The sequence below is a fragment of the Hymenobacter sp. 15J16-1T3B genome, from assembly GCF_020711235.1.
Taxonomy (GTDB): Bacteria; Bacteroidota; Bacteroidia; order Cytophagales; family Hymenobacteraceae; genus Solirubrum.
In genome coordinates this window covers 220603-234534 of the sequence record NZ_JAJFAV010000007.1, presented here as the reverse complement: position 1 = coordinate 234534, position 13932 = coordinate 220603, and the positions used below count along the sequence as shown (strand labels likewise).

Here is a 13932-nt window from a genome sequence, read left to right as displayed (position 1 = left end):
GGTTGAAAAAACGAACGGCCCGCTACCGGAGGGCAGCGGGCCGTTCGTGGCGGCTAGAAAAGCAGCTTAGCTTTTCTTGGCCGGCTCGTCAGCTTTCTTGTCGTCGGCTTTGGGCTTGTAAAGGGCTTTTTCCTTCACCTCAGCCTTCTTGTCGTCGGCTTTGACTTTGGTTTTCACCTCCGCTTTGTCGTCACCCTTGGGCTTGGCTTCGGCTTTCACCTTCACTTTCTCGTCGGAGCCACCGCCCAGCTCGGCCTTCTTCGCGTCCACGATGAGTTGGTCGTTCAGGCGCACGTAGTCGGCGTTGTTGGCGGCCAGGGCCAAGGTGCGCGACTGTTCGGCGGCCGTGGCGGCCCCCTTGTAGTCCTTCTGCTTCAGCTTGATTTTGGCCTCGGTGTGCACGTTCCAGAACTTCGGGTCCGTGGCGTTGGCCTTCTGAATCCAGGTCAGGGCCTGCGTGAGGTCCTTGTTGTTGTCGTAGTAGTACGAAGCGGCCGCGGCCAGGTCGCCGGCGGCGGGGGTGGCGTTTTTCACCACCTTCTCGTCGATCTGGGCCATGACCTTGGGCTCCACGTCGGCGGTGATTTTAAACTTGGCGCCGGTCAGTTCCCACTGCATATCCACGTTGGCGGTGGCGGGAGTGAGGTCGGCGAAGTTGATGGTGAAGGTTTCCACCTTCGAGCTGAGCTTGTAGGGCTTGATGGTGAAGCGGGCCACGTCCTGGTCGTCCATGAACTTGTCCACGTCGGCGCCGCGCTTCAGGTCCTTGTTGAACACCACCAGCCACTCGGTTTTACCCGGAATGGTGTAGATGCCGTACTCGCCGGCGGGCACTTTTTTGCCTTCCACCGTCACGTCGTCCGAAAACTTGATGCTGGTGGTGCTGTTGGCGCCGGTGCGCCAGCGCTTGCCGAAGGGCACCAGGGCGCCGTACACGGCGCGGCCCTTGGCGCTGGGGCGCGAGTACGTCACGGTGACGTCGGTGAGGCCCACGCGCTGCTGCACGGTGCTTTTGGGGCTGGCGGCGGGGGTGTTGAGCTGGGCCTGGGCAACCGAAGCGCTAAGGAGCAGTACGCCTGCCACGGCCGAGCCGGCCAGCCGCGAAATCCGGGTTTGTAGCAACATGAAAGGAGAGTAAGTGGAGTTGATACGTGCCGGTAAAAGTACGGCTTTCGGCCAAAGTAGCCGTGCTAAAGCCACTGGTTTTGTCAATGAAATTAGCAAACGGTGCCTTTAACCCCGGAACACCTGGCCATCGATCAGCAGGCGCGCAAACGAATCGTGGTGGTGCAGCAGCCGCCAAAACCGCTGCAGCGACACCTGCGTGTAGGGCCCGTACAGCGTGAAAGTCACCGTGGCAGGTGCCGGACTGTAGCCCCGGCTGTATTGCGCCCCGGCGTCCATGGCCGCGTAGAACAGCTGCTGCACCGTGGGCACATCGAGGTAATTTTCGTTGAAGGTGACGCGCAGGCGGGTTTGCATGGCTTGTAGTTACCCGAGGGCGACGCCGTGGTGTTGGAGCAGGCGCAGCACGTTGTCGGCCGCATAAGGCGGCTGCACGCGGCGCAGGTCGAGAAAGAAGCCTTGCTGCCCTCCGCCGTTTAGGATGAGCCAATGGCCGAATTGATAGGCGCGGGGCAGCACCTGCCAGTCTAGCTGCGTGTTTTGCTGCTCATTGACCACCCGCAGCCCGTTGTCGCTTAGCTCGTAGGAAGTGCTGCCGCTCAGCAGCGGCGTCCGGCGGTACTGTTTCCGCATCTGAAAAGGTATTAGCAGCAGGGAACCCAGCAGGATGATGAACACCAACGGCGGTTCGCGGAGCGCTTCTCCCAGCAGGTGAGGCTTGGTGATGAAGCTGATTATTCCACTGACCACGCTTAGCAACGGCAGCAGCACCACCCACAGGGCCGGATTGGTTTTAAGAGTAAAACGCCAGGCGAGCAGGAAATACTGCCCAAACGCCAGGCGGACATCGGGAATGGCAATGAAGTACATAGAATCGTTGTAGCTCAGGCCAGCAGGCCGCGTTGGCGCAATAGGGCGGTAACGTCGGCGGAGCTAGCGGGCGGTTGCACCCGGTCGGCGGGCAGCAGGTAGCTACCGGTGGTCGTCTGCAGATGCCACCAGCCGTCGGCAACGGCAGCGCGGTGAAAGGCGCTCCACTGCACATTGCTGCTAACGGAGGTGCTGAAAATGCTCACGCCTTCTTCGCTCAAGATGTAGGTCGTCGGCGTCGACAAGGCGCGGTTGGCGGTGTAGGCCGTCCGCACGGCACGACGGGAAAGTACCTGCAGCATCACGACCACGAAGCCCAGCAACAGCGCAATTATCACCGCGTTTGCGGCAGTGAGGGGCTCGGTGCCGCCGCGGGTAAGCGTGCTCCAGGAAACAAAACCGCTCAACACCGGCAGCGCCCACAGCCTGAGCAGGCGCCGGCTGGTGAGCTGTTTGTTCAGGCGTTCAAACTCCTCGAATGATACCGTGACGTCGGCAATGACAATGGGCTGCATGAGAGCGAAGATAGCCACGCGCGCCCAGACGGTTGGCGTACGGCTGCAGCCCATACCTAACCCCGTCACCGAAACCGTGACCCTGCGCGTGGACAAGGCCGAGTAGCAAGCCCAGGCCATGCTGATGGACCTGACCGGCCGCGTGCAGCAGGGGGCGTGCAAAACCTGCAGGCCAGCTTCCGCCAGAGCCCCCTGCCCGCCGGCGTGTACTTGGTCCGCTACCAGAGCGAACTGGGCAGCCATACCATCAGGGTGGTGAAGCAGTAAAGGTAGCCTAACGACGCAACAAGGCCCCGCGGCGGTAGCTGCGGGGCCTTGTTGCGTTGTCCGTGTGCAATACAATGAATCTTTCCATACTTGTTGGAGCAAGCATTTAGCGGGAAAAGGCTAGGTGTCTGACGTAAAACCGATAAAGATGCTGACGCTGCAAGGTGCGCATGAAGCGTTTGATGTCAGCCATTTGGGTGCGGCTGTCGGCGTTCAGCACGATATACGGCGCGCTGTTCAGTAGGCGAATGTTGCTCTGACGGCCAGTAATAACGCAAGCTGTTAGCTGGTCGTTGGAATAGTTGTAAGGCAAGCCGGATAACGCTTGTTGCGGCCGCGCATAGCTTGGCAATGACAGATAAGCCGGGAGTTGTCGGACGTCCATGCCCAGGTATGGCAACTGGGCCAGCTCCCGCTGCTGGGCAGCAGAGAAGTGAACATTGTGCCGATTGGCTAGCTGCTGAATTGTGGCGGTCTGAATGGACCTGGAATCAGCAGAGAAGTAGCTGCGGCCCGCGGCATCCATGCTAATAACAATTGAGCCTTTATCGGGCATGCATCTGCTGACACCAGAATTAAGCACCGGCAGATGAACGTGTGGCGGCTGTGAAATATCAGAATAGTAAATATCCGCGCAAGCAAGCCAAGCCGTGCTAATAGCTAGTAAAGTAGCCGCAAGAGCAGACCGGTCCGGTAAACAGAAGGTGCGACGAGGGCGGCGCGGGTAAAGAGGAGCAGCAATCATAGAGCCGAAAAGCCAAGCGGCGCGAGGTATGCTCAGCATAACCCGCGCCGCTTGGCTTTTATTGTCCGTCCTGCAGTCTTATGTCAGCTCAAACTGCAGCTTGAGCAGGTTGGCGTACAGCCCGTTGTCGTCGTGGCTCAGTTCCTCGTGGGTGCCTTGCTCCACGATGCGGCCGCCGTCGATAACCAGAATCTTGTCGACTTTGCGGATGGTGCTCAGGCGGTGGGCAATGATGATGCTGGTGCGATTCTGCATCAGCTCGTCCATGGCTTGCTGCACCAGTTTCTCGCTTTCCGAATCGAGGGCGGAAGTAGCTTCGTCGAGCAGCAGGATGGCGGGGTTTTTCAGGATGGCGCGGGCAATGGCAATGCGCTGGCGCTGCCCGCCCGAGAGCTTGATGCCCCGCTCACCCACCACGGTGTCGAGCCCCTCGGGGAAGCTCTGGATGAACTGCCAGGCGTTGGCGCGCCGGGCCGCGTCGATGATGTCGGCCTCGGGGGCGTCGGGGCGGCCGTAGAGGATGTTTTCGCGGATGGTGCCGCCGAACAGCAGCGTTTCCTGCGGCACGATGCCGATGTGCTGGCGCAGCTCGGTCAGGTCCAGGTCGTTAATGTCGCGGCCGTCGACGCGGATGCTACCGCCGCTGAGGGGGTAGAGCAGCATCAGGAGCTGCACGATGGTGCTCTTGCCCGCGCCCGAGGGGCCCACCAAAGCCACTTTTTCGCCGGCTTCGATGTGGAAACTGATGTCTTTGAGCACGGTCAGGTCCGGGCGCGTGGGGTAGCGGAACTCCACGTTCTGGTACTCGATGTCGCCGTGCACCTTGAGCGGCGCAGCGCCGGCCGGGCGCGGCTGGTGCACCGGCTCGGAGGTTTCGTCCAGGATTTCGAGGATGCGCTCCGAGGCGCCGAGGCTGCTCTGAATCTTGCCGTACATCTCGCCCAGCCCGGCCACTGAGGCGCCGATAAACATGGTGTAGAGAATGAACGACACCAAGTCGCCCATGGGCAGGTGGCGCGGGTCGGAGGCGGGCAGCTCCACGTAGGTGGCGCCGCGCCAGAGTACCAGGAAGATGCCGCCGAAGATGGCCACGATGATAAACGACACGAAGCCGCCGCGGAATACGCTGGCCTTCAAGGCCGCCTGCACGGTGCGGTTCAGGCCGGCGCCGTAGCGCTGCACCTCGTGCTGCTCGCTGGTGAAGGCCTTCACCGAGTTGATGCCCTGCATGGTTTCCTCCACGATGACGTTGGTTTTGGCCAGCTCATCTTGGGTTTGCTTCGAGAGCTTGCGGATGCTGCGCCCGAACAAGAAGGCCAGCAGCACCAGCGGCGGAAACGTGGCCAGCATAAATAACGACAGCCGCCACGACTCCCACATGATGAAGGCCACGCCGGCCAGCAGGGTCAGGATCTGGCGCATGAACTCGGCCAGCGTCAGCGTGAACGTGTCCTGGATGTTGGCCACGTCCGAGGTCAGGCGGGAGGTGATTTCGCCAACCCGGCGCTGCTCGAAGAAGGGAATCGGCAGCGTGACGAGCTTCTGGTAGAGCGTGCGGCGAATGTCGCGCACCGTAAACTCGCTGACCCGCGAGAAGAAGAAAATGCGGAAAAAGGAAAAGATGCCCTGCAGCAGCACCACGCCGAACAGCACCAAAGCCACGCCGGTGATGGTCTTGGGCAGGTAGGGCGGCAGGGTGGCCGTCTGGTGGTTGGCAATGTTGACGAGGTAACCCAGCATTTTGGGCATCACCATCGTGGAGACGCTGCTGAGAACCAGCAGCAACAGGCCCGCGATGAACGGCGCCTTGTAAGGCAGCACGAAGCGGAAAATCCGCAGCCCGCGCTGGAAGTTTTCTTTGGTGAGCTTGACCTTGGGTACGTCGGCCCCCACCTGGCCGCTGGTATTCATTCCGCTTCTGGCTGCCATCCTTTATGCAAGTGGTGAAGTTGTGAAGTGGTGAAATGGAAAGTGTGGTTCTAACTGCTTGAACATCAGATTCACTACTTCACCACTTCACAAATTCACCCTTGTAGTCGCTGTTACTCAAATTTTACTTTGCCCTTCTCTACAATTAATTCCCCGGAGTGCCCGATGGGCACCGGCAGCGTCACGTCCACGGCTACGGGCTTGCCCTTGCGCGTGGCGGGCTTCCAAGCCGGCATCAGCCCGAGCACCCGCAGCGCTTCGGCGTCGCACTCCGCGTTGTAGCCTTTCTCCACCTTGAGGTTCGACAGGCGGCCGTCTTCGCCCACGTTGAAGCTGGTGAAGACGACGCCCGATTTCTGCTGGTCGAGCATGGCCTGCGGGGTTTTCACGTTCTGCTGAATAAACTCGCTGAGCGCGGGCTGCCCGCCGGGGTAAGCCGGAGCCACGTCGGGGCGGTTTTCGCCGGGCTTGAGCTGCGGGCGCATCTGGTCGGCGCGCATCACCACCGGACCGCGCACGTTGGGCGGGCGGCGTTGGGCCACGGCGGCCGAGCCGCAAGTTGCCAGCAGCAGGATGAAGAGCAGGTGATATTTCACGGGCAGAAGGGGTTACAACGCAGCGCGGGCCCGAGCCCGCGTTCATCGGGCGGCAACCTGCGCACGGCAGGCAGGTACCGTCCGACGGACGCGGGCTCAAGCCCGCGCTACCGGGCAAAGGTACGGCTTAGCTAACCAATTCGGGGGCAGCGGGGTTCACCGCCGCCGCGACTTCTGCCGGGCGCGAAATGGCCAGCAGCGAGCAGTACGTGAGCAGGCCGTTGACCAGCAGAATTTCGAAACCGAATTCGTAGCCGCCCAGCCAGGCTTTGGAGTTGGCGTTGAGGATGTAGCAGAACACCGGCGGCCAGGCGCACATCCAGGGCACGTACTTGTCGATGAGCTGGCGCTTGGTGAAAATGCCGAAGGCGAACAGACCCAGCATGGGCCCGTAGGTGTAGCCCGCGGCTTTGAACACGGCCGTAATCAGGCTCTGGTTGTTCAGGGCCCGGAACACCAGGATGATGGCCACCAGCACCACCGTGAACATGAGGTGGGTGCGGTGGCGCAGGGTAGTTTGCCGCTCCTCCGAATACTTGCCGATGCTCAGGAAGTCGACGCAGAAGGAGGTGGTCAGTGCCGTCAGGGCCGAGTCGGCGGAGGAGTAAGTGACGGCAATGATGCCCAGGATGAAGATGATGCCGGCAAACAGGGTGAAGTGCCCGGTGGCCAGCATCGGAAACACGTCGTCGCCGATAACCTTGCCGTTGGGCCCGACGGGCAACTGAATACCCTTGGCGGCGGCGTATTGGTAGAGCAGCACGCCCAGCGAGAGGAAGAGCATGTTCACCGGCACCAGGATGAGGGCAAACCAGAACATATTCTTCTGCGCGTCCTTAAGGGAGCGGCAGCTCAGGTTCTTCTGCATCAGGTCCTGATCCAGCCCGGTCATCACGATGGTAATGAACATGCCCGAGATGAACTGCGTCCAGAACTTGCGCGAGTCCGTCCACTCCCAGAAGAAGATGCGCGACATTTCCGAGTTCTTGATGGTGCTAATCACCTGCCCGAAGCCCAGGTTCAGCTCGTCGGAAATTAAGTACACGCTCACGGCCACGCAGGTGAGCATGGCCAGGGTCTGGAAGGTGTCGGTCCAGAGAATGGTGCTCAGGCCCCCGCGGAAGGTGTAGAGGTAAATCAGCAGAATGCTCACGGCCACCGTCACGGCGAAGGGCACGCCCAGCTGATCGAACACGGCAAACTGCAGCACCCCGGCCACCACGTAGAGGCGTAGGGCGGCGCCCACGGCCCTGGAAATCAAGAACAAAGCCGCGCCGGTCTTGTAGCTCCAAAAGCCGAAGCGCTTTTCCAGGTAGGTGTAGATGCTGACCAGGTTGAGCTTGTAGTACAGCGGCAGCAGTACCGTGCCGATAACCAAATAGCCCACCAGGTAGCCCATGACCACGGCCATGTAGCTCCAGGCTTGCGCGTACACCATGCCCGGCACCGAGATGAAGCTCACGCCCGACAGCGAGGTGCCAATCATGGCAAAAGCCACCATGTACCAGGGCGCGTTGCGGTTGGCCACGAAGAACGAGGCGCTGGTGGCTTTGCGCGAGGTCAGGAAGGCGATGATGATGAGAATGACGAAGTAGCCGGCAATCAGGCTCAGGACCAGGGTAGGCGACATAGGCGGGGAAAGTAGGCGGCAAAGATACGCAATGCCACCCCCGCGGCGGACACCCCGGCAGCGGCGCCGCTCAGCCGCCCGCTGCTGCCAGCTCGGCCAGCAGTGCGCCCACCAGCTCGGCCGCCGGCAGGGCCCGGGCCAGCGGCGCGCCCTGCCCGGCCCACTGCACCGCGACGTCGGCGGCGCCTTGGGCTTGAGCGGCGGCAATCAGTGCGCGGGCCGCTTCGTAGGCCCGCGGGTACGCCGCCACGGCCGCCCGGCCCGGCGCGTCCGCTTCGCGCACCAAACGCGTCAGAAAACCCCGCGCCGGCCGGCCGGAAATCACGCTGCTGATAACCGTGGGCGGCTGGTCGGGGCTTAGCAGCCGGGCCCGGTACGCCGCATCGGCCGCCGACTCGGGACAGACCACGAAGGCCGTGCCGAGCTGGGCCGCCGCGGCGCCGAGCCGGCGCACGGCCGCAATGCCGGCGCCGTCCATGATGCCGCCCGCCGCCACCACCGGCAGGCGCAGCGTGCGCACCAACAGGCGCGTGAGCGGCAGCGTGCCCAGGCCGGCGTCGCCCAGTTCGGGCCGGAACACGCCGCGGTGCCCGCCCGCTTCCGCGCCCTGCGCCACCACCGCGTCGAGGCCGGCGGCCTCGACCTGCCGGGCTTCGGCCAGCGTGGTGGCTGAGGCCAGCAGCACGGCCCCGGTGCTGCGCAGCGCGGCCAGTGTGTCGGCGGGCGGCAGGCCAAAATGGAAGCTGATGACCGGCGGCCGCGCATCCAGCAGCAGGGCCAGCAGTTCGTCGTTGTCGGCGAAGCTGGGGTAGGGCTCGGCGAGGGCCGCGGGCGGCTCGGCCCCGAATTCGGTGAACAGCGGTAACAGGTAGTCCAGCCACGCGGCGTCGCCGGATGCGTCGGGGGCGGGCTGCGCGTGGCAGAACAGGTTCACGTTGAAGGGCCGCGCCGTGCGGGCGCGCACCTCGGCTATCTGCTGGGCCAGGGCCGCGGCCGGGGCCGAGCCCGCCGCCACCGAGCCCAGCCCGCCGGCTTCCGACACGGCCGCCGCCAGCGCCGGGGTGGAGACGCCGGCCATGGGCGCTTGGATGATGGGGTGCGGGATTCCCAGGCGAGTGAGCAGGTCGGGCATGGCAGCGGGCGGAGACGCCGAGTACGCGGCTCCAGGTGGTTATATGCCGGAGGGCCACCGAAGGTTCGGGTGTTGGCAGGGCAGCTCGACCAAAACAGGCGCCGCGGCGGTGCGTACCTCTCCCCATACCAACTTTCCCCTGCGCCATGCCATTGCATCCCGAACTCGATAAAAAGCTCAGCAAGCAGTACGAGCCCAAAACGCGCGTCGACGACGTGTTCAAGGGCTACGACATCACCTTCCTCACCAACGAGCACGGCGAACCGGTCGTGCTCTTTTTCGGCCGGCGACGCCCCGACGGCGCCATTGTCGGCGAGCGGTACACCCGCACCATCAAGCGCGTGCCCAATTCGCTGGAGGTACGGCACAGCCACTGGGACTTGCAAGGCAAGATTCGCTAACGCCCAGCTCATGCCCGGCGGCTCACCCTCGCCGTCATTGCGAGCAACGCGAAGCAATCCTTCCGCTAGTAGCACCGCCGCTGCAATACCTACTTGCCAGACAACGGCCCCGGCCGAAACCCCGCGTCTGCAGGTTTCGGCCGGGGCCGGTTGCGTCCGAATGGCTTTTCGGTTTCTGCCAGCGGTAGCGTTGTGCTGCTAGCGGAAGGATTGCCGCGCTTCGCTCGCAATGACGGCGGCGTGAGCCGGGGGCACTTACTCGGCTTTCTTGTTCAGGTAGTTCTTGGCCAGCTCGTTGAGCTTGGTGTCGGTGAACTGCTCTTCTTCCAGCGTCTTGCGCAGCAAATCGGCGGCGTCGGTGTAGCCCAGGCGCTCGGCGTAATGGGCGGCCGTGCCGTAGCAGGCTATTTCGTAGTGCTCGATTTTCTGCGAAGCTCCGATCAGGGCGGCGTCCATGACCTCCTCGGTGGCGTTTTCCGACATCAGCTTCTGGCCCTCCTTGATCAGGCCTTTCATGGCCACGCAGGTTTCGCCGGTCAGGTCCTGGCCCAGGGACTTGCCGATGCGCTCCAGCCGCTTAACCTGCTCTTCGGTTTCGCGCAAGTGCCGCTCCAGGCCGCGGCGCAGGCGGCCGTCCTTGGCCGATTCGGCCATTTGGGGCAGGGCTTCCACCAGTTGCGTTTCGGCGCTGTAAAGGTCCTTGAGGCACATCAGCAGCAAATCATCCAGGGTTTCGAGCTTGTCAAACAGCATGGCGTAACGGGGTTGGTTGTGGGCGGCGGGCACGTCCGGCCGCCGCAACAGTTACGCGCCCGCCAGCGGGGTGTTAAGGCCGAGCTGGCGCCCGCAACCCCTACGGCGGAGCTTATTCCATATCCGCCAGGCGCAACGGCTGGCCCACGGCGGGCGTGTGCAGCTGGGCGTTGAGCATGCCCTCGGCCGCCACTTGCTCCACGGTGCGCAGCGGCTCGGAGGCGGGCTCGTCGGAGAGGTCGTAGGTGCCGTAGTGCATGGGGACGAAGTGCCCGGCCCGCAGCTGGTTGCTGATTTTGGCCGCCTCGTTGGGGTTCATGTGGCTGCGCTGCATCATAAAGGCCGGCTTGTAGGCTCCGATGGGCAGCAGCACCACGTCGAGGGGCCCGAACTGCTCCTCGATTTGAACGAAGTGCGGCCCGTCGGCCGAGTCGCCGCAGAAGTAAAGCGTGCGGCCCGACTCCTTTTCGCGCAGCAAAAACGAGCCCCAGAGCACGGTGTTCAGGTCGCCGATGCCGCGGCGGTGCCAGTGGGCGGCCGGCAGGTAAACCACTTCCACGGGCGCGTCGGGGCCGAGGTCGAACTGCTGCCACCAGCCCGCTTCCTGGGTGGGCGGCAGCGCGCCGGCGGTGCGCTTCAGCAGCCCGGCCACCCGCAGCGGGCCCAGCACCTGCATCCCGGGGTTCTGGCGGGCCAGCAGGCGGATGGAGTCGTCGTCGAGGTGGTCTCGGTGGCCGTGGCTGAGCAGCAGGTAGTCGATGCCGGTCAGGTCCTGGGGGGCGCACGGCAGCGGGTGGCGGCGCTTGATGAGGGGCAGATCGAAGAGCACCGGGTCGAAGAGGAAGGTGCGCCCGCCCCAGCGCAGCCAGAACGAGGCGTGGCCCAGCCAGATGAGCGTGCCCTCGGGGGGCTGGCGCAGCACCTCGGCGCAGGGCTGCACGGCCGGGGCCCAAGTGTCTTGCTTTTTGGCCTCTGCCTGCGGGTTCTTGCTGAGCACTTTCCAGCGAAAGACCGTGGAAAACGCCGGTTCGTAGAGCTGCTCGTTGGCGTTGGCAAACTCGCGGCCCACCATCAGGTTGCCGGGGTAATTGGGGCGGATGGTCGGCAGCTGCTCGTTGCGGACGCGGCGGGAAGAAGGCATAAGCGGGGGCAGAATCGGCGCGAAAGGTAGCCCGGCCGGCGGCTGGTTTTGCGGCGGCAAACAACTATTTTACCCCCGCATTTGCCTTCCTGTTTCCGCTTTTCTCATATCCACCGTTCCGCTTTCATGGAAAACCTTACCCCGGCCGAAGAAACCCACGAGCCGCGCCCCCGCCAGATTACCTTATCGGCCGAAGAGGCCTCCGCCATCCAAACCCGCTTTCTGACCCAGGTTTACGGCTGGATGACCGGCGCGCTGGCCGTCACCGGCGGCGTGGCCATGGTGGTCGGCGCCTCCCCCGAGCTGCAGGAGCTGGTCGTTGGCAACCGCTTGGTATTCTGGGGGCTGTTGTTGCTGGAGCTATTCATCGTCGGCTACATCGGCGCGCGGCTCATGAAGATGTCGGCCAGCCAGGCCATCGGCGCCTTCGCGGCCTACTCCGTCATCAACGGCCTCACCCTGGGCATCATTTTCATGGTGTACACCGCCGACAGCATTGCCTCCACCTTCTTCGTGACGGCCGGCACCTTCGGGGTGATGAGCGCCTACGGCTACTTCACCCGCACCGACCTCTCGCGCTGGGGTAACCTGCTGCTGATGGCGCTGATTGGCGTCATCATCGCCACAGTGGTCAACCTGTTCCTGCAAAACAGCATGCTCTACTGGATTACCTCCCTGCTGGGCGTGTTCATCTTCGTGGGCCTGACCGCCTACGACACTCAGAAAATCAAGGAGCTGGCCTTCGTTGGCCTCGAAGACGAGGAAGTGGACCGCAAAGCCGCCGTATGGGGCGCCCTCACGCTCTACCTCGATTTCGTGAACCTGTTCCTCTACTTGCTGCGCTTCTTCGGCCGGCGCAAGTAGCACCTGCTCGTCTCTGTTCCCGAAGCGCGCCGGCTGAGTTATCAGCGGCGCGCTTCGTTGTTATCCTGACTAGTCCCAAAACCGTGGAAGCCGATTTTCAGACTTACCAGAAGTATCCCACCCTGGCGGCCACCGAACCGCTGCTGGCCCTGCTGCAGCAGCACGACGTGTCCTACCGCCTGCAGGAAGACCGCGCCACTGTGGAGCCGGCTTTTGCCTTCAACGAGCACGACCGCAGCTTTTTGGTGAAGCTGCGGCCCGCCGATTTCGCCCGCGCCGACGTCCTGCAGGACGAGGCCAACGCCCAGCTCGTGGCCGCCACCGGGCCCGAGCACTACCTCTTCGGCTTCAGCAACGAGGAACTGATGGACCTGCTGGTGCACCCCGACGAGTGGAGCCGCTTCGACGTGCTGCTGGCCCAGCGCCTACTGCGCGAACGGGGCCAACCCGTCAGCCCCGACACGGTGCGCCTGCTGGAGCAGCGCCGCCACGCGGAGCTGAACAAGCCGCCCGAAAAGCAGACCGCCTGGGTGATGCTGGGCTACGTGTCGGCCTTGCTGGGCGGGCTGCTGGGCCTGGCCATCGGCTGGCACCTCTACGCGCACCGGCGCCGGCTCACCACCGGGCAGCTGGTGCCCGCTTTTGCGGCCGAGGAGCGCGTGCACGGCCTTCGCATCGTAGCCCTGGGCGTGGTCAGCCTCGTGACGTGGGTGGGCCTGCAGCTGTATTTTGGGGGCGACTGAGTCCGCGCCAGGCTACCACCGCCACGCCCGCCAGGCACAGCGCAAACCACGCCCACGGCAGCCGCAAATCGACCACCGACAAGGCCCCGTACAGCAGCGTGGAGGTGATGCTGGCCAGGCCTTGCACGGCTTGGTTCAGCCCGAATATTTCGCCGCGGTCCTGCTCGGAGGTGTGCTGCGCGATGAGGCCGTCGAGCAGGCCAGGAATAAGCGAGAGGGTGAGACAATCGACGGCGACGATGCTGAACAGCGCCGGACGCGAGGCGCCCACCAGGCCGTAGGCCCCGAGCACCGGCACCCCGAGCACGGCCAGCCACTGAATGAGGCGGCGCTGGTTGAGCCGGTCGGCCAGGAAGGTGAAGAAGCCGTAGTTGATGGCAATGCTGAGCGTGCCGAAGAAGATGAAGAACAGCGAAATGGCCCGGGCATCCATGCGCAGCGCGCTCAGGCTGGCGTAGGGCACGAAGTAGGAGTAGTAGCCGATGCTGAGCGTGAAGAGCAGCTGCGTGAGCACCAGCGGCAGCAGGCCGGGGTGCTCCTGGCCCTTGCGCTGCAGCCGCCGCCACAGCTGGGGCACGTTCAGGGCCTCCACCACGGTGCGGCGCAGCTCTTGGCGACTCAGGCCGGTGCGCTCGGCGTGGGTTTCGCGCAGCAGCACGCTCAGCCCGATGTTCAGGGCCGCCAAGGCCACCGCCAGCCCCACCACGGCGCGGGCCTGCTGCTGGGGCGTGAAGTCGTACACGGTCAGCAGCAGGCCGCCGGCCATGGGCCCGAGCACAAAGCCCAGCGAAATGATGGCGCCCTCTATGCCCAGGTTGCGAAACAGCCTTTCGGGCGGCGACACGTCGGTAATGGCCGAGCGCACGGTGGCGTACATGCCGTTGGTGAGCCCGTCGCTGAGGCGGTTGACGAAGTACAGCCCGGCCCGCACCGGCAGCAGCAGCCCGTTGGCCAGCAAGGTGCCGATGGCCGACACGATGAGAATGGGCCGGCGCCCGTAGCCGTCGGAGAGCTTGCCCAGCAGCGGCGCGGCCACCAGCTGCACCCCCAGAAACAGCCCCGTGCCCAGCGCCAGCCACAGCTGCGGCCGCGGCAGCCCGCGCACAAACTCCGGTACTATTGGCCCAGTAGCTGCCCCTACAATCACGTCGACCAGGATGATGGCGTAAAGCAGCCAGAGGCGACGGTCGGGTGGGGGCATAATGGATCAGAAAGTAGCAA

16 protein-coding genes are annotated in these 13932 nt (G+C 63.9%); 4 read left to right on the top strand and 12 right to left on the bottom strand.

The features are described from left to right. Window positions 1-66 precede the first annotated feature (66 nt). The 4 genes from LJ737_RS13980 to LJ737_RS13965 all read right to left on the bottom strand — a co-directional run bounded on the left by LJ737_RS13980 (window position 67) and on the right by LJ737_RS13965 (window position 2510). Window positions 67-1125 (bottom strand): DUF2911 domain-containing protein, encoded by a 1059-nt coding sequence (locus LJ737_RS13980; RefSeq protein ID WP_227766727.1) that lies wholly within the window; start codon window positions 1123-1125, stop codon window positions 67-69. A gap of 108 nt (window positions 1126-1233) precedes the next feature. Continuing rightward, complete coding sequence (locus LJ737_RS13975) at window positions 1234-1482, bottom strand: hypothetical protein (RefSeq protein WP_227766725.1); 249 nt, start codon at window positions 1480-1482, stop codon at window positions 1234-1236. Between the two features lie 9 nt (window positions 1483-1491). After that, window positions 1492-1995, bottom strand: a complete 504-nt coding sequence (locus LJ737_RS13970) for a YcxB family protein (RefSeq protein WP_227766723.1) — start codon at window positions 1993-1995, stop codon at window positions 1492-1494. A gap of 14 nt (window positions 1996-2009) precedes the next feature. Then, complete coding sequence (locus tag LJ737_RS13965; RefSeq protein ID WP_227766722.1) at window positions 2010-2510, bottom strand: hypothetical protein; 501 nt, start codon at window positions 2508-2510, stop codon at window positions 2010-2012. 156 nt (window positions 2511-2666) lie between these two features. On the opposite strand from LJ737_RS13965, the gene LJ737_RS13960 reads away from it, so the two are divergent. Next, the gene (locus LJ737_RS13960; protein WP_227766719.1) at window positions 2667-2777 is read left to right on the top strand and encodes a T9SS type A sorting domain-containing protein; all 111 of its coding nucleotides are present in this window, start codon (window positions 2667-2669) and stop codon (window positions 2775-2777) included. Window positions 2778-2883: 106 nt separating this feature from the next. Here the strand turns inward: LJ737_RS13960 and LJ737_RS13955 are convergent, their stop codons facing one another. The 5 genes from LJ737_RS13955 to LJ737_RS13935 all read right to left on the bottom strand — a co-directional run bounded on the left by LJ737_RS13955 (window position 2884) and on the right by LJ737_RS13935 (window position 8809). Next, window positions 2884-3522, bottom strand: coding sequence for a hypothetical protein (locus LJ737_RS13955; protein WP_227766717.1), 639 nt, complete (start codon window positions 3520-3522; stop codon window positions 2884-2886). 78 nt (window positions 3523-3600) lie between these two features. Further along, window positions 3601-5433: an ABC transporter ATP-binding protein gene (locus LJ737_RS13950; RefSeq protein WP_227766715.1), complete on the bottom strand. Its 1833-nt coding sequence runs from the start codon at window positions 5431-5433 to the stop codon at window positions 3601-3603. A gap of 131 nt (window positions 5434-5564) precedes the next feature. Beyond that, a complete protein-coding gene (locus LJ737_RS27140) occupies window positions 5565-6047 on the bottom strand; it encodes an energy transducer TonB (protein WP_227766713.1) in 483 nt (160 codons plus the stop codon). Window positions 6048-6174: 127 nt separating this feature from the next. Beyond that, window positions 6175-7677, bottom strand: coding sequence for a sodium:solute symporter (locus LJ737_RS13940; protein ID WP_227766711.1), 1503 nt, complete (start codon window positions 7675-7677; stop codon window positions 6175-6177). A gap of 70 nt (window positions 7678-7747) precedes the next feature. Continuing rightward, window positions 7748-8809, bottom strand: a complete 1062-nt coding sequence (locus LJ737_RS13935; RefSeq protein WP_227766709.1) for an NAD(P)H-dependent flavin oxidoreductase — start codon at window positions 8807-8809, stop codon at window positions 7748-7750. A 146-nt stretch (window positions 8810-8955) separates the two neighbouring features. Here LJ737_RS13935 and LJ737_RS13930 point away from each other — a divergent pair, with 146 nt between their 5' ends. Beyond that, complete coding sequence (locus LJ737_RS13930; RefSeq protein WP_227766707.1) at window positions 8956-9210, top strand: hypothetical protein; 255 nt, start codon at window positions 8956-8958, stop codon at window positions 9208-9210. A gap of 255 nt (window positions 9211-9465) precedes the next feature. Here the strand turns inward: LJ737_RS13930 and LJ737_RS13925 are convergent, their stop codons facing one another. Both LJ737_RS13925 and LJ737_RS13920 read right to left on the bottom strand, forming a co-directional pair. Beyond that, complete coding sequence (locus LJ737_RS13925) at window positions 9466-9963, bottom strand: YciE/YciF ferroxidase family protein (RefSeq protein WP_227766705.1); 498 nt, start codon at window positions 9961-9963, stop codon at window positions 9466-9468. Window positions 9964-10075: 112 nt separating this feature from the next. Further along, window positions 10076-11104: an MBL fold metallo-hydrolase gene (locus LJ737_RS13920; RefSeq protein WP_227766704.1), complete on the bottom strand. Its 1029-nt coding sequence runs from the start codon at window positions 11102-11104 to the stop codon at window positions 10076-10078. Window positions 11105-11230: 126 nt separating this feature from the next. On the opposite strand from LJ737_RS13920, the gene LJ737_RS13915 reads away from it, so the two are divergent. Together LJ737_RS13915 and LJ737_RS13910 are read left to right on the top strand one after the other, a co-directional pair. Further along, on the top strand, window positions 11231-11968 hold the full coding sequence (locus LJ737_RS13915) for a Bax inhibitor-1/YccA family protein (protein WP_227766702.1): 738 nt from the start codon (window positions 11231-11233) through the stop codon (window positions 11966-11968). Window positions 11969-12051: 83 nt separating this feature from the next. Beyond that, window positions 12052-12711, top strand: coding sequence for a hypothetical protein (locus LJ737_RS13910; protein WP_227766700.1), 660 nt, complete (start codon window positions 12052-12054; stop codon window positions 12709-12711). Here the strand turns inward: LJ737_RS13910 and LJ737_RS13905 are convergent. Next, window positions 12662-13912, bottom strand: a complete 1251-nt coding sequence (locus LJ737_RS13905) for an MFS transporter (RefSeq protein WP_227766698.1) — start codon at window positions 13910-13912, stop codon at window positions 12662-12664. The two genes, LJ737_RS13910 and LJ737_RS13905, sit on opposite strands and share 50 nt — an antisense overlap. Window positions 13913-13932: the final 20 nt, after the last annotated feature.

Excerpts from the sequence above, each read along its gene's own strand:
- LJ737_RS13980 (WP_227766727.1), bottom strand. The coding sequence starts at position 1,125 with ATGTTGCTACAAACCCGGATTTCGCGGCTGGCCGGCTCGGCCGTGGCA.
- LJ737_RS13975 (WP_227766725.1), bottom strand. The coding sequence starts at position 1,482 with ATGCAAACCCGCCTGCGCGTCACCTTCAACGAAAATTACCTCGATGTG.
- LJ737_RS13970 (WP_227766723.1), bottom strand. The coding sequence starts at position 1,995 with ATGTACTTCATTGCCATTCCCGATGTCCGCCTGGCGTTTGGGCAGTAT.
- LJ737_RS13965 (WP_227766722.1), bottom strand. The coding sequence starts at position 2,510 with ATGCAGCCCATTGTCATTGCCGACGTCACGGTATCATTCGAGGAGTTT.
- LJ737_RS13955 (WP_227766717.1), bottom strand. The coding sequence starts at position 3,522 with ATGATTGCTGCTCCTCTTTACCCGCGCCGCCCTCGTCGCACCTTCTGT.
- LJ737_RS13950 (WP_227766715.1), bottom strand. The coding sequence starts at position 5,433 with ATGAATACCAGCGGCCAGGTGGGGGCCGACGTACCCAAGGTCAAGCTC.
- LJ737_RS13940 (WP_227766711.1), bottom strand. The coding sequence starts at position 7,677 with ATGTCGCCTACCCTGGTCCTGAGCCTGATTGCCGGCTACTTCGTCATT.
- LJ737_RS13935 (WP_227766709.1), bottom strand. The coding sequence starts at position 8,809 with ATGCCCGACCTGCTCACTCGCCTGGGAATCCCGCACCCCATCATCCAA.
- LJ737_RS13930 (WP_227766707.1), top strand. The coding sequence starts at position 8,956 with ATGCCATTGCATCCCGAACTCGATAAAAAGCTCAGCAAGCAGTACGAG.
- LJ737_RS13925 (WP_227766705.1), bottom strand. The coding sequence starts at position 9,963 with ATGCTGTTTGACAAGCTCGAAACCCTGGATGATTTGCTGCTGATGTGC.
- LJ737_RS13920 (WP_227766704.1), bottom strand. The coding sequence starts at position 11,104 with ATGCCTTCTTCCCGCCGCGTCCGCAACGAGCAGCTGCCGACCATCCGC.
- LJ737_RS13915 (WP_227766702.1), top strand. The coding sequence starts at position 11,231 with ATGGAAAACCTTACCCCGGCCGAAGAAACCCACGAGCCGCGCCCCCGC.
- LJ737_RS13905 (WP_227766698.1), bottom strand. The coding sequence starts at position 13,912 with ATGCCCCCACCCGACCGTCGCCTCTGGCTGCTTTACGCCATCATCCTG.